Origin of the sequence: Vitreoscilla filiformis (assembly GCF_002222655.1) — a bacterium.
GTDB classification, from domain to species: domain Bacteria; phylum Pseudomonadota; class Gammaproteobacteria; order Burkholderiales; family Burkholderiaceae_C; genus Ideonella; species Ideonella filiformis.
The window spans coordinates 60,642-74,490 of the sequence record NZ_CP022423.1; the positions used below are offsets into that span (position 1 = coordinate 60,642).

Annotated in this window: 10 protein-coding genes; 4 read left to right on the forward strand and 6 right to left on the reverse strand. The window is 64.1% G+C overall.

The window, feature by feature from the left end:
* Nucleotides 1-5: 5 nt before the first annotated feature.
* Together VITFI_RS00305 and VITFI_RS00310 are read right to left on the reverse strand one after the other, a co-directional pair.
* Nucleotides 6-665 (reverse strand): histidine phosphatase family protein, encoded by a 660-nt coding sequence (locus tag VITFI_RS00305; RefSeq protein ID WP_089415302.1) that lies wholly within the window; start codon nt 663-665, stop codon nt 6-8.
* 4 nt (nt 666-669) lie between these two features.
* Nucleotides 670-987 carry a DUF1840 domain-containing protein gene (locus VITFI_RS00310; protein ID WP_089415303.1) on the reverse strand — a complete coding sequence of 106 codons (318 nt, stop codon included), beginning with the start codon at nt 985-987 and terminating at the stop codon, nt 670-672.
* A 109-nt stretch (nt 988-1,096) separates the two neighbouring features.
* Between VITFI_RS00310 and VITFI_RS00315 the strand changes: the two genes are divergently transcribed.
* The 4 genes from VITFI_RS00315 (at nt 1,097) to metH (ending at nt 8,135) form a co-directional block, all read left to right on the forward strand.
* Complete coding sequence (locus VITFI_RS00315) at nt 1,097-2,161, forward strand: homocysteine S-methyltransferase family protein (protein WP_089417886.1); 1,065 nt, start codon at nt 1,097-1,099, stop codon at nt 2,159-2,161.
* Nucleotides 2,162-2,203: 42 nt separating this feature from the next.
* Nucleotides 2,204-3,559, forward strand: a complete 1,356-nt coding sequence (locus VITFI_RS00320) for a hypothetical protein (RefSeq protein WP_089415304.1) — start codon at nt 2,204-2,206, stop codon at nt 3,557-3,559.
* A 41-nt stretch (nt 3,560-3,600) separates the two neighbouring features.
* The gene (locus tag VITFI_RS00325) at nt 3,601-5,337 is read left to right on the forward strand and encodes an MORN repeat-containing protein (protein ID WP_089415305.1); all 1,737 of its coding nucleotides are present in this window, start codon (nt 3,601-3,603) and stop codon (nt 5,335-5,337) included.
* Between the two features lie 71 nt (nt 5,338-5,408).
* Nucleotides 5,409-8,135: a methionine synthase gene (gene metH, locus VITFI_RS00330; RefSeq protein ID WP_198301544.1), complete on the forward strand. Its 2,727-nt coding sequence runs from the start codon at nt 5,409-5,411 to the stop codon at nt 8,133-8,135.
* On the opposite strand, the gene VITFI_RS00335 is transcribed toward metH, so the two are convergent.
* From VITFI_RS00335 to dnaN, 4 genes are all read right to left on the reverse strand, one after another.
* Nucleotides 8,033-9,331: a capsule biosynthesis protein gene (locus VITFI_RS00335; protein WP_089415307.1), complete on the reverse strand. Its 1,299-nt coding sequence runs from the start codon at nt 9,329-9,331 to the stop codon at nt 8,033-8,035. The two genes, metH and VITFI_RS00335, sit on opposite strands and share 103 nt — an antisense overlap.
* Before the next feature lie 207 nt (nt 9,332-9,538).
* Nucleotides 9,539-10,024 (reverse strand): hypothetical protein, encoded by a 486-nt coding sequence (locus VITFI_RS00340; RefSeq protein ID WP_089415308.1) that lies wholly within the window; start codon nt 10,022-10,024, stop codon nt 9,539-9,541.
* Between the two features lie 25 nt (nt 10,025-10,049).
* The gene (gene gyrB / locus VITFI_RS00345) at nt 10,050-12,572 is read right to left on the reverse strand and encodes a DNA topoisomerase (ATP-hydrolyzing) subunit B (RefSeq protein ID WP_089415309.1); all 2,523 of its coding nucleotides are present in this window, start codon (nt 12,570-12,572) and stop codon (nt 10,050-10,052) included.
* Between the two features lie 97 nt (nt 12,573-12,669).
* Nucleotides 12,670-13,800, reverse strand: a complete 1,131-nt coding sequence (dnaN, locus tag VITFI_RS00350) for a DNA polymerase III subunit beta (protein ID WP_089415310.1) — start codon at nt 13,798-13,800, stop codon at nt 12,670-12,672.
* Between the last annotated feature and the right edge of the window lie 49 nt (nt 13,801-13,849).

The window sequence follows — 13,849 nt, forward strand, 5'->3', positions numbered from 1 at the left end:
GACATTCAGGCCGCGCTGCCGACGCGGTCCGACGATTCGTCCCGCGCCCACGTGTCCAGGTGGCTGACATCGGCCCAGCCCGTCACCCGCAAGCCGCTGTCGGTGTGCAGCAGCCGATTGATGCCGGTGTTGGGCAATTCCCACGTGCGGGCCGCGTTGAGGGCCATGCGATTGGCGGCGCGGTAAAAGCAGTCGAGCACACCACCATGGGCCACCACCACCACGGTCTGCCCTGGATGCTGTTGCGCCAGGCGGGTCAAGGTGCCCACGCAGCGCTGGAAGAATGCTTCCAGTGTTTCGCCCCCTGGAGGACCAAAGGCGGGATCACGCGCCCGCCAAAACACCGCCAATTCGGGCCACTGGCGTTCGACCTCCGCATAGGTGTGCCCTTGCCACTGGCCGAAGTGGCGTTCGCGCAAACCCGGGTCGGTGTGAACTGGCAGGCCGATGCGTTCTCCCAGGGCTTGGGCCGTGGCGTGGGCGCGGCACAGATCGCTGCTGTAAATCACGTCTGGGGTTTCGTCGGCCAAGGTAACGGCGGCCAGGCGGGCCTGCTGGTGGCCGCGCTCGTTCAATGGAACGTCCAATTGGCCTTGCAGCCGGGTGTCCACATTCCAGGCGGTTTCACCGTGGCGCACGGCGATGAGGCGGGTGGCTGCCAGCATGACGTCACACCCCCCACACAATCGGTTCATCTTCTGCATGGCAGCGCCGCATCATCTCGATCAGCGGCCAGACGCGCTGGCGCAGCGCCACCGCAGGTGGACGGGTCACGGGGTCATCATCCCCAGCCGCGCCAGGGGCGGTGCGCGAGGCTTCGTCGTGTTCCACCGCTGCGCTCAGGGTGGCGATGGCGGCGGGCATGTCCCGGGGTTCAAAAATGCCTTGGGGGCTGGGTTCGCGGCCAAGCAAGCCCAAAATTTTGTCGCCTGCCGGGCCGAGCATGATGACGTCGCCCGAGGCTTTGCTTTTGAATTTGTAGAGCATGTCCGCTTCTTGGTGAGGATTCGAGTGGGAGTGCGCATTGTCGGATGGCGTATGGCGCAGCTTGCTGTTGTGGGGCGTTTCCTCATGGCCCCCTTCCTACAATGGCAGCATGAGTTCTCCTGCCGCCCCCGCCTTGCCCTACACCCGCGCCGCCGCCCTGCCGGCGCTGCTTGCCCAGCGTGTTGTCGTCATTGACGGCGCCATGGGCACCATGATCCAGCGTTACCAGCTCAGCGAAGCGGATTTCCGCAACGCTGCACTGGCCGATCACCCCACCGACCTCAAGGGGAACAACGATCTGCTGGTGCTCACCCGCCCGGACGTGATCGCCGAGATCCACGCCCAGTACCTGGCCGCCGGGGCGGACATCATCGAAACCAACACCTTCGGGGCGACCGCCATTGCCCAGGATGACTATCGCCTCGGCCACCTCGCCCGTGACATGAACCTGGCCGCCGCCCGTCTGGCCCGGGCCGCTTGCGACCGCTACAGCACCCCCGACCATCCTCGTTTCGCCGCCGGTGCCATCGGCCCGACGCCACGCACCGCCAGCATCAGCCCCGACGTGAACGACCCAGGCGCCCGCAACGTCACGTTCGCTGAATTGCGCGATGCCTACAAGGCGCAAGCGTCGGCCTTGCTTGAAGGGGGTGTCGATTTGTTTTTGGTTGAAACCATTTTTGACACCTTGAATGCCAAGGCCGCCATTTTTGCCCTGGACGAATTGATGGCAGAAACCGGGGAACGCCTGCCCGTGATCATCTCGGGCACGGTGACGGATGCGTCGGGACGCATCCTGTCCGGGCAGACCGTGGGGGCGTTCTGGAATTCGGTGCGCCATGCGCGCCCGCTGGCTGTGGGATTGAATTGCGCCCTGGGTGCCGCGACGATGCGACCCTACATTGAGGAACTCAGCCGCATCGCTGGGGACACCTTCATCAGTTGTTATCCCAACGCGGGCCTGCCCAACCCCATGAGTGACACCGGTTTTGACGAAACGCCCGACATCACCAGCGGCCTGGTGGAGGAGTTCGTGCGTGCGGGGTTTGTCAACATCGTGGGGGGCTGCTGTGGCACGACACCGGCCCACATTGAGGCCATCGCCCAGCGTGTAGGTCGTTACCAACCACGGTGCCTGCACGATCGACCTTTGAGCCGGCTTCTGGCAGGCTGAGCCCATCACCCGGACGCTTGTTGATCGAGGAGAACCCACACCATGGCCCGCCTGTTCCGCAGTGGTTGGCATCGAGTTGCAGCCGTGCTCATGGCGGCGACACTGGGGGGCTGCGCCACCACGGACAGCACCGTGGACGATGGCCGCAAAGTCAACGAAACCCTGCTCAACAACATCCGGCGCTATGGGCGCATTGAGCAGGCGGTGCGTCCGGCCATTGAGCGCAGCGCCACATTGCAGGATCCCGCTTGCGACAAACAGTGGGAGCTGCCGTTTTCGGTGGCGTCCAGCCAGTCCTGGGACAAGGATGACCGGGTGGCCTGGAAACGCGCCCTGGGGGTGGATGAGCGCCTCACGGTGGTGGCCATCAGCGCAAGCGCCCTGGTGCGTGTGGGCGACCGCATTGTGGGCATTGCGGGCCGTGGCAGTCGCTCTGCCAGTGAGATGGCCACATGGCTGGGGGCTGCCCGCGACGAAGGGCAACCGTTTGGCGTCGCGCTGGCCGATGGCTCGCAGGTGCTGGTCACGCCGTTCCAAGTCTGCCGAGGTTACGCTCGGTTTGCCCCCCCAAACGCCCCTGAGAGCAAGGACTACCACTGGCTCATGAGCCTGCACCCGCTGGATGTGGCCGATGCCGAGCTGACCGAAGATGAGGCCCTGTGGCTGGTGCTGTGGAGCCAAGGGTTGTCCGAGGAGGGTGGGTTGCGCATGAAGACCTACCACTACGGCACCAAGGTGGTGGGGGCGCTGTACAACATCTTCACCATTGCGTCGGGTTTGCACAGCGCGGCGTTGGCGGCCGACACCGTGATGCGAGCCGCTCAGTCCGCCGCTGCCAACGTGGCCAGTGACCTGCTCAAGCAGCAAATCATCGCCCAGGCGCGTGAGCTGGCGATGCGGCGCATCAACGAGAGCATGAACGAATCCACGCAGCGCCTCATCAACCAGCAGAGCACGTCGGCGCTGCAACAGGCGGCGCTCAATCGTGGGGGCTTGTCGGGGGTGGCGCGGATTGGGGCCACGGTGTTTGATCGGGCCGACGTTTGGGCTTTCCAGCGTGCGCCGCTGTTGGCGGCCAATCCGCTGGCGGGGTTCTCGTTGCACCAGAAGCTGGTGGAGCGCGGGCTGATCAACAGCGTGTTCGTGTTCGACTTGGAGCGCCTGGAAACGCTGACACGCACAGCCGAAGCCCAAGGCCAAGGGGCGGCTGTGGTGGCGGCGCTGAATGGGGTGCGGCCCGAAGCCCTGGCCCAGAACATGGCGGGCATGCCGTTGGCAACAGCGCGCCGGAGTTTCCGCTATGACGACGGTGTGGCCGACGCCCAAGCCACGGGGAACGTGTTTGCCTACGGGCTGATCGATGGCTCGTTGAGCCTACCACTTGAGTCTCGTCGATGAAGCTGTCTCGTGTTGTGTGGCTCCTTGGAGGAGCGTGGGGGATGGCCACCGGTTGGGTGGGGGCGCAAACCCCTGCGGCTGGGCCCGGTGCAACGCCGCCAAGCTGCGCCCAGGCCACCGACCAGGCCAATCGGGCGGACGTGCAGGCCTTGTCTTTGCAGTCGCAGAAAGCCAGTTTGCGCGAGCTGGCCACGGCGCTGGACGAAGCGATCCGGGGTTGGCAGTTGGCCACCGAATTCTGCGAGGGCCACGCCCGCGATCGGGCTGTGCGCAATTTGGCGGACAGCCGGCGTCTGCGTGACAAAGTGTCGGAGCAGCTCAGCTCGGGGGCTTTGTGTGAGTCGGCCCATCAGGATGCAGCGGCGGTGCAAAAGTTGGCGCAGCAGGCGGTTGGCGACCGGCGCTGGGCGGATGCGTCGCTGCTGTTCCGCAAGGCGGGGCGGTTGTGGGATGTGGCGTCGGAGCGCTGTTCGGGCAGTTTGCAGCAGCAAGCCCTGGCAGCGCGCACCGAAGCAGAAACCGATGGCCACAACGCAGAGTTTTGTGCTCCCGTGTTTGATCAGGCGCGGGAGTTTGCGCAGCAGGCGCGCAACAGCGCGGCGGCGTTGGCGCCCGCGCAGCGACAGCAGCAAACCTTGGTGGCCGAAACGCTGTGGCGCGACGCGGTGCGGACTTGCAAGGGGGATGCACAGCGTGTCGCCCAAAGTTATGCGGACGCTCAAGCTCGCGCCCGGGGTACGCCCTGGGTGGAGACCCGTCCCACGGTGATGGCGGCTGCGTCGCCCGCTTCAGCCGCCGTTGCGACCCCGCCCGCCGCTGCTGCGCCCACGCCGGTTGCTGCGCCGCGTCCCGCGCCAGTGGCCAGTGCGCCAACGCCTGCCGCACCAGCACCAGCACCAGCACCGACTCCGACTCCGACTCCGACTCCGACTCCGACTCCGACTCCGACTCCGACTCCGACTCCGACTCCGACTCCGACTCCGGCCCCGGCCCCGGCCCCGGCCCCAGCTCCCGCTCCCGCTCCCGCTCCCGCCCCGGTCGCTCGACCGGATGTGCCTGTGACCACCATCACGGCCACGGACGGCACCATCATGCACGGCGCTTTCACGCGGGATTCGACCGAACCCGGGGTCTCCACCTACTCCGGGACAGGCAAGGTGAGCTGGCCCAATGGCGATGTGTACGAAGGCGTTTTAATGCGCGGCCAGCGCCATGGCCAGGGCCGCATGGTGTGGAAAAACGGCCAACTCTACGAAGGCACCTGGGCCAACAACGAACCCAACGGCCAGGGACGATTGAGTTTCGCCAATGGGGACGTCTACGAAGGCCCCGTTTCACAAGGCCAACCCAAAGGGGTGGGCGTTTACACCGCCCGCTCCGGCTTGCGCATCCAAGCCACTTGGGAGGGTGGGCAGGCTTCTGGGCGCGGCCAAGTCGATTCACCTGAAGGCCATCGTTACGAAGGTGAACTGCAAAACGGCCAACCCAATGGGCCTGGCGTGATGCGCATGGCCAACGGCGACCGCTTCGAGGGGCTGTTCGCACGCGGTGTGCTCAATGGGGAAGGCATGCTGCGCTTTGCCAATGGCGACGTGTACCAAGGCGGTTTTGTCGAAGGCCGTTTCCATGGGCGCGGCACGCTGACGTGGGCCACCGGCAACCGCTATGTCGGTGACTGGCGCGCCGGCTTACGTCAAGGCCACGGCATCATGACCTGGGCCACCGGTGAGCGCTGGGAAGGCGAGTTCGACAACGACCAGCAAGTCAAGGCCCCCTGAGCGACCCGGGGGCCGGTTGGCCAAAGGGGCACCGGTAAAATTCCGCCCCTTTGCCCGTACCGCCAGCCGCCATGACTCACGCCCCCGCCGCGACCCTGCCCCCGATGCGCCTTGCCGGTCTGGAGCCGGTTTCCATTGGTGCCGACAGCCTGTTCGTCAACATCGGTGAGCGCACCAACGTCACCGGCTCCAAGGTGTTCGCCCGCATGATCTTGGCGGGTGAATACGAAAAAGCCCTGGCCGTGGCCCGCCAGCAGGTGGAAAACGGCGCCCAGATCATCGACATCAACATGGATGAAGCGATGCTGGATTCGAAAGCCGCCATGGTGCGCTTTCTGAACCTCATCGCTGGTGAGCCCGAGATCGCCCGCGTGCCGATCATGATCGACTCCTCCAAGTGGGAAGTGATCGAAGCGGGCTTGCAGTGCATCCAAGGCAAGGGCATCGTCAACTCGATTTCGCTCAAAGAGGGCGAGGCCGAATTCAAGCGCCAAGCCACCTTGGTGCGCCGTTACGGCGCCGCCGCCGTGGTGATGGCCTTCGACGAAAAAGGCCAGGCCGACACCTACGCTCGCAAAACCGAAATTTGTGCCCGGGCCTACAAAATTTTGGTGGAAGAGGTCGGTTTCCCGGCAGAAGACATCATTTTTGACCCGAACATCTTCGCCATCGCCACCGGCATCGAAGAGCACGACAACTACGCGGTGGACTTCATTGAAGCCACGCGCTGGATCAAGCACAACCTGCCCGGCGCCAAGGTGAGCGGCGGTGTTTCGAACGTGAGCTTCAGCTTCCGGGGCAACGAGCCGGTGCGCGAGGCCATCCACACCGTGTTCCTGTACCACGCCATTCAGGCAGGGCTGGACATGGGCATCGTCAACGCCGGCATGGTCGGGGTGTACGAACAGCTCGAACCCGTGCTGCGCGAGCGTGTGGAAGACGTGGTGCTGAACCGCCGCCCGGATGCCGGCGAGCGCCTGATCGAGATCGCCGAAACCGCCAAGGGTGCCGCCAAGGATGACTCGGCCCGCCTGGCCTGGCGTGCCCTGGCGGTGAACGAGCGCCTGTCGCACGCGCTGGTGAACGGCATCACCGATTTCATCGAGGCCGACACCGAAGAAGCCTGGCAAGCCATCCGCGCTGGCGGTGGGCGGCCCTTGCATGTGATCGAAGGCCCGCTCATGTCCGGCATGAACGTGGTGGGCGATCTGTTCGGCGCGGGCAAGATGTTTTTGCCGCAGGTGGTGAAGTCCGCCCGCGTGATGAAACAGGCCGTGGCGCACCTGCTGCCCTACATCGAGGCCGAAAAACAAGCCCTGCTCGACGCTGGCGGCGACGTGAAACCCAAGGGCAAGATCGTCATCGCCACCGTGAAGGGGGACGTTCACGACATCGGCAAAAACATCGTCACCGTGGTGTTGCAGTGCAACAACTTCGAAGTGGTGAACATGGGCGTGATGGTGCCCGCGCAGGACATCCTGAAAAAAGCCAAGGAAGAAGGCGCAGACATCATCGGCCTCTCCGGCCTCATCACCCCCAGTTTGGAGGAAATGCAGCACGTTGCCGCTGAGATGCAGCGTGATGCACACTTCCGTGAACGTGCCATGCCGCTGCTGATCGGCGGTGCGACCACGAGCCGCGTCCACACCGCCGTGAAGATCGCGCCGCATTACAGCGGCCCCGTGGTGTACGTGCCGGACGCCTCACGCGCCGTCGGCGTGTGCTCGGACTTGTTGAGCGACGAGCGCAGCGCCGGCTACCGCACCGAGTTGGAAGCCGACTACGAGCGCGTACGTGCCCTGCACGCCGGCAAAAAGGCCACGCCGCTGGTGAGCCTGGCCCAAGCCCGCGCCAACAAAACGCCCATCGATTGGACGCAGGCGCCGGCCAAGCCGCGTTTCATCGGTCGGCGCGAGTTCCGCAATTACGACCTGGCCGAGCTGGCGCGCTGCATCGACTGGGCCCCCTTCTTCCAGACCTGGGATTTGGCCGGCCCGTATCCCGCCATCCTGCAAGACGAGGTGGTGGGCGAAGCCGCCCGCAAGGTCTTCGCCGATGGCCAGGCGATGCTCAAGCGCATCATCGATGGCCGCTGGTTGCAGGCCAATGGCGTCATCGCCCTGCTGCCAGCCAACACGGTGGATGACGATGTGATCGAGCTGTACGCCGACGAATCCCGCCAAGAGGCCGTGTTGCGCTGGGTGCCGCTACGGATGCAGAGTGAACGCCCGGTGGTCGATGGCGTGAAGCGCCCGAACCGTAGCTTGGCGGATTTCGTCGCGCCCAAGGGCACGCAGCCGGATTACGTCGGTTGCTTTGCCGTCACCGCCGGCTTGAGCGCCGAGAAAAAGGCCACCGAGTTCGAAGCGGCGCACGACGATTACAGCGCCATCATGGTCAAAGCCTTGGCGGATCGTCTGGCCGAAGCCTTCGCCGAGCGCCTGCACCAGCGCGTGCGCACCGAGCTGTGGGGTTACGCCCCCGACGAGGCGCTTTCCAACGAAGCGCTGATTGCCGAGAAGTACCAAGGCATCCGCCCGGCGCCAGGTTATCCGGCTTGCCCGGATCACCGCATCAAGGGCGAGATGTTCAAGCTGCTGGACGCCCTCGCCATCGGCATGGGCCTGACCGAGAGCTGGGCCATGACGCCCGCCGCCAGCGTGAGCGGGTTTTACCTCGCCCACCCGCAGGCGGTTTACTTCAACGTCGGCAAAGTCGATGCCGACCAAGCATCGTTCTGGGCCTTGGCGACCGGCGCTTCGGCCACCGAGTCCGCACGTTTGACCGGCTTGATGTAAGGCTGGAGGCCCGGGGTGTCCGCGTAAAAGCTGGCGTTGAGCTGGGTTTCGCGGATCATGTGTTCGCGGAAGCGCTGGAACAGGTCTTCGTCCACATCCCCGGGGTGATGCCAAAACTGTTCCAGGGTGCCTGTGAACACCAGTTCGGCCACGTCGTAAAGGCACTCACCCAAGGCGATCACCGGGGTCTTGTGGTACAGCGACTGCAAACCCGTGGTGCTGTTGACCGTCACCACCCCACAAGCGTGGCGCAACAGCGTGGGCAAGTGTTGGTCGTGGATGTAAAAAACACGGCCCTCCACACCCCATTCGCGGGCTAAATCGTCGATCAGCCCGGTGTAGTTGTTGTAAGCCCGATCCATCGGGTGGTGCTTGAGCACCAGCAGCTTGTCCGTTGGTGCGTGCTGGGCAAACGATTCGACCACCGTGGCGATGAACTCGGCCACATCCACAAAATGCGAGTGGCACCGAATTTGGCTGTCGTTGTAGACCTGGAGCGGCACCAAAAAGAAGCGTTTGTGCTGTGCTGGGGCGGTCAGCCAAGGCAGCATGTGGCGCTCACTCCAGCGTCGGTACCACTTGCGCAGGTAGGTGCCCCGAATCCATTTGAGCGTTTCAGCCACCGGGTTCAAACTGCGGTGATGCACGTAGTGCGGGTAGCGCCGACGGCCACACCACGCCGCCCAGCCATACGTGGCCGCGATGCCGACCACGGTGCTGAACTCTTGCTGGGTGGGCAAAGGTTTGGGCGCAGGCGTCAAAGGCTGTTGGCGGTAGAACGCCGGATCACGCGGCAAACTCGACTCGGCATTGACCCCGCCCACCTCCAAAGTGACGTAATCCGGGCGGATGTAGCCTTCTTCGAAAACGTAGATGGCGATGCCCTGGTCGCGGGCCACTTCGATGGCGTGGCGGTGCATGTCCCGCGTTTGGCCGAACAGCACGATGGCGTCGATGCGATGCTGGATCAACAGTTGCCGCAAGGTGCCTGGCCACTCCGTCATGGCCGCCGTGAAGCGCACGGCCTTGGGGTCGTTGTAATAGTGGTCGTCCCCCGCGTTGAAATTCACCTTGACGACATGCTGACCCTGCGCCCGCAAAACCGCAGCCAGCTTGGCGAAAAATGGTCCCATCGGGCCTTGCAGCAGCAAGGTGGCCTGCTGGTTCAGCAGCCGGTTGAATGATGTTGGAATCATCGGAGCCCTGGCAAAACAACGATCGCCTGCACCCTGTGTGCGCCATCCCTTGGCAAAAGCCGTGCCATTGTCGGTCGAACGTGCGCTTGTGGAAAACGTCGCCCCTCAGGAGGGGGGCACGATGGCTGAACGGCTGGGCGCTGTTGCGCAAAGATCACAGTCTAGCTGGGCGATGTTGCGGCGGTGGGGCAGATGTACAGCGCTAAGTCAACGGCCACGTGTTTTGAAGCAAGCTTCCACGGCGTCCAGCGTGGGGCTGACCCGTGTAAGAGACCACGTGCGTTGCTGACCCCCATGGGTGAACGTCAGGGTGCCTTCTTCGCGGAGGGCTTTGCGCCAGTCGGTGGGCAAGGGGGTGGTGGTGGCGCGGCAAGCGGCCCCTTTGGCGCCGTTGGGGGTCAGGGCCATGTCGCCGGTGTGCTGCCCGAGTTTGACTTTCACCACTTGGGTGCCCTCGCCCGCGCACGGCACGGTGACGCGCAAGCCGTTGGCTTCGCGTGAAAAGCGCAGCTTGCCGCTGGCCGAATCGCTGTCGGCCACGCAGCGGCTGAATTTGCCATCGTCCTCAATGACAAACACCCGCCAGGGGCCCAAATCGGCGTAAGGAATCTCGCGGGTGTCGGCCTGGGCCCAAGGGGTGGCGCTGGCGGCCAGCAGGCCCAGAAAAAAGGAAACGAGGCGAGTGCGTGTCATGTCGGCAAGGGGGAGAGTCGTTCGGTCAGGCGTCGATGTTGGCAGCGCGCAGCGCGTTGGTTTCGATGAAGTCGCGGCGCGGCTCCACCTCGTCGCCCATGAGCATGGTGAAGACCTTGTCCGCCTCGATGGCGTCCTCAATCTGCACGCGCAGCAGGCGGCGCACCGTCGGATCCATCGTCGTTTCCCAGAGCTGGCCGGGGTTCATTTCCCCCAAACCCTTGTAGCGCTGGCGGTTCACACTGCTTTCGGCTTGGGCGATGAGCCACTGCATCGCCGCGTGGAAGTTGGCCACCTTCACATCTTTGCGCTTCTCGCCTTCGCCGCGTTGGGCCACAGCGTCCGCACCCAGCAGGCCGGTGAAGCTGCGCCCAGCCGTGGCCAGCACTTCGTAATCCGCGCCGTGCAAGAAATCCGCGCTGATGACGCTGCTCTTGATGTTGCCGTGGTGGCGGCGGCTGATCTTCAGGTAAGGCCGGTCGGTGCGCGGATCGTGGCCGGCGTTTACCTCCGCGTCGTGCAGCGCGGCTTGCAACGCGGCGGCGCTGGCTTGCGCGTTGGCCTCGTCTTCCAAGTTGAGCGTCAGGCGGCCATCGGCCACAGCGCGCAGGGCTTCCACGTCCATCCAGGCCGAGAGGCGCTGCACCACGTTTTCCGCCTTCACATATTGGTAGGCCAGTTCGGCCAGCGCCTCACCCGCCAGCGCGGCGCGGCCAGCGCCGGGTTCGATCACCGCGCCATCCAGCGCCACCTTCAGCAGGTAGTCATCCAGCGCGGCAGCGTCCTTCAGATATTGCTCCTGCTTGCCGTGTTTGACCTTGTAGAGCGGCGGCTGCGCAATGTAGATGTGGCCGCGTTCCACCAAATCCGGCATTTGGCGATAGAAGAAGGTCAGCAGCAGGGTGCGGATGTGGGCGCCGTCCACGTCCGCGTCGGTCATGATGATGATGCGGTGGTAGCGCAGCTTGTCCGGGTTGAAGTCGTCGCCGCCCATGCCTTTGCCGATGCCCGTGCCCAGCGCGGTGATCAGCGTGAGGATTTCCTGGCTGGAGAGCAGCTTCTCGTAACGCGCCTTCTCCACGTTCAGGATCTTGCCGCGCAGCGGCAGGATGGCCTGGAACTTCCGATCTCGCCCTTGTTTGGCCGAGCCGCCAGCCGAGTCCCCTTCCACGATGTAGATCTCGCACAGCGAAGGGTCTTTTTCCTGGCAATCCGCCAACTTGCCGGGCAGGCCCATGCCGTCCAGCACGCCCTTGCGGCGCGTCATTTCGCGGGCGCGGCGGGCAGCGTCGCGGGCGCGGGCGGCATCCACGATCTTGCCGCACACAATTTTGGCGTCGGTCGGGTTCTCCAGCAGCCAATCGGTCAACAGGCGGCTGACGATGTCCTCCACCGGCGCCCGCACCTCCGAGGACACCAGCTTGTCCTTGGTCTGCGAGCTGAACTTCGGCTCCGGCACCTTGACGCTCACCACGCAGGCCAGGCCCTCGCGCATGTCGTCACCGCTGATGTCCACCTTGGCTTTTTTGGCGATGTCGTTGTCGTCGATGTACTTGTTGATGACGCGGGTCATCGCCGCACGCAGGCCCGTCAAGTGGGTGCCACCGTCGCGCTGCGGGATGTTGTTGGTGAAGCACAGCACCGACTCGTTGAAGCCGTCGTTCCACTGCATCGCCACTTCCACGCCGACGTTGGTGCCTTGCTCGCTCAGTTTGTCGCCCAGTGCGTGGAAGATGTTCGGGTGCAGCGTCTTCTTGCCCTTGTTGACGAACTCCACGAAGCCCTTCACCCCGCCGGCGTAGGCGAAGTTATCTTCCTTCTGGTTGCGCTCATCGACCAGGCGAATCTTCACGCCGTTGTTCAAGAACGAGAGTTCCCGCAGGCGCTTGGCCAGGATGTCGTAGTGGAACTCGTTGTTTTCCTTGAAGATTTCCGTGTCCGGCAGGAAATGCACCTCGGTGCCGCGCTTGTCGGTCTCGCCGGTGACGCGCATCGGGCTGGTTTCCACGCCGTCACGTAATTCGATCAGGCGATCTTGCGGAATGCCCTGCTTGAATTCGATCTGATGCACCTTGCCATCGCGCCGCACCACCAAGCGCAGCCACTTGGACAGCCCATTCACGCAGGACACCCCCACCCCGTGCAAACCGCCCGACACCTTGTAGCTGTTCTGGTTGAACTTGCCGCCCGCGTGCAGTTCGGTGAGGGCGATTTCCGCCGCCGAGCGCTTGGGCTCGTGTTTATCGTCCATCTTCACGCCGGTGGGGATGCCCCGACCGTTGTCGATGACGCTGATGCTGTTGTCCGTGTGGATGGTGACGACGATGTCGTCGCAATGCCCGGCCAGCGCTTCGTCGATGGAGTTGTCCACCACCTCGAACACCAAGTGGTGCAAGCCGGTGCCGTCGGAGGTGTCCCCGATGTACATGCCGGGGCGCTTGCGCACCGCCTCCAGCCCTTCCAGGATCTGGATCGAGCCTTCGCCGTAGCCGGTGTCTGCCTGAGATGCGGCTTGCGGCTGCTGTTCGGGGGTGTTGCTGTCGCTCATCGGGGATTCCATCAAAACGCATCAAGCGGGCACCGAGGCCCGCTTGTAAAAATTGTTCGGCAGTGTGGGGCGGGCTGGTGGTGGCACCAGCTGGGCCTCAAATCCGCATCGGCATCACCACGTACTTGAAGCCGGCGAGGTCGGGCACGGTGATGAGGGCGGCTGAATTGCCGTCGTGCATTTCCAGCCGCACCATCTCAGCGCTGAGGTTGGACAGCACGTCCATGAGGTAGGTGACGTTGAAACCGATGTCAATGGTCGGGCCGGCGTAGTCGATTTCCAGCTCTTCCTTGGCCTCTTCCTGCTCGGCGTTGCTGGAGGCAATCTTCAGCACGCCCGGCTCGATCGACAGGCGCACGCCTTTGAACTTGTCGCTGGTGAGGATGGCGGCGCGCTGCAAACTTGCCAGCAGCGGCGCCCGGCCCAAGGTGATGATGTTGCGGTGGTTGCGCGGGATGACACGGTTGTAATCCGGGTACTTGCCTTCCACCAGCTTGGTGACGAACTCCAAGCCCGAGAACGCAAACTTGGCTTGGTTGCCAGCGAAACGGATCTCGATTTGCGCTTCTTCGGCACCGTCTTTGTGATCCTTGCCGTCGCGCAGCAAACGGGTGAGTTCCAGCACCGTTTTGCGCGGCAGGATGACTTCCTGCTTGGGCACTTCGGTGCCCAGCTCGGCTTGGGCCAGGGCGAGGCGGCTGCCGTCGGTGGCCACCAGCGTCAGCGTTTTGCCTTCGGCAACGAACAGGATGCCGTTCAGGTAGTAGCGGATGTCATGCACCGCCATCGCAAAGTGAACCTGGTCGATCAGGCTCTTGAGCGTTTTTTGCGGCACGCTGAAGGCCGGGCCAAAGTCGGCGGCTTCGTTGACGAGCGGGAAATCATCGGCCGGCAAGGTTTGCAGCGTGAAGCGGCTCTTGCCGCCTTGCAGCGTGAGCTTGGAGCCGCTGGCCGAGAGGCTGACGATCTGGTCGGCGGGCAAGGTGCGCAGGATGTCGATCAGCTTGCGTGCGCCCACGGTGGTGGCGAAGCTGCCAGCGTCGCCGCCCAGGGTGGCGGTGGTGCGCACTTGGATTTCCAAGTCGCTGGTGGTCAGCTCAATGTTCTCACCCGTCTTGCGCAACAACACGTTGGCGAGCACCGGCAGGGTGTGCCGTCTCTCGACGATGCCGGAAACCGCCTGCAAGGCGCCCAGCAGTTGGTGTTGCGCGGCTTTGAGAACAATCATGTTTTCCTCTTCTGTCTCGGTTCAGCCCGGCATTTTCGCTGCAAATGGA

Excerpts from the sequence above, each read along its gene's own strand:
- VITFI_RS00315 (WP_089417886.1), top strand. The coding sequence starts at position 1,097 with ATGAGTTCTCCTGCCGCCCCCGCCTTGCCCTACACCCGCGCCGCCGCC.
- VITFI_RS00320 (WP_089415304.1), top strand. The coding sequence starts at position 2,204 with ATGGCCCGCCTGTTCCGCAGTGGTTGGCATCGAGTTGCAGCCGTGCTC.
- VITFI_RS00340 (WP_089415308.1), bottom strand. The coding sequence starts at position 10,024 with ATGACACGCACTCGCCTCGTTTCCTTTTTTCTGGGCCTGCTGGCCGCC.
- VITFI_RS00310 (WP_089415303.1), bottom strand. The coding sequence starts at position 987 with ATGCTCTACAAATTCAAAAGCAAAGCCTCGGGCGACGTCATCATGCTC.
- metH (WP_198301544.1), top strand. The coding sequence starts at position 5,409 with ATGACTCACGCCCCCGCCGCGACCCTGCCCCCGATGCGCCTTGCCGGT.
- VITFI_RS00325 (WP_089415305.1), top strand. The coding sequence starts at position 3,601 with ATGGCCACCGGTTGGGTGGGGGCGCAAACCCCTGCGGCTGGGCCCGGT.
- VITFI_RS00335 (WP_089415307.1), bottom strand. The coding sequence starts at position 9,331 with ATGATTCCAACATCATTCAACCGGCTGCTGAACCAGCAGGCCACCTTG.
- dnaN (WP_089415310.1), bottom strand. The coding sequence starts at position 13,800 with ATGATTGTTCTCAAAGCCGCGCAACACCAACTGCTGGGCGCCTTGCAG.
- VITFI_RS00305 (WP_089415302.1), bottom strand. The coding sequence starts at position 665 with ATGCTGGCAGCCACCCGCCTCATCGCCGTGCGCCACGGTGAAACCGCC.
- gyrB (WP_089415309.1), bottom strand. The coding sequence starts at position 12,572 with ATGAGCGACAGCAACACCCCCGAACAGCAGCCGCAAGCCGCATCTCAG.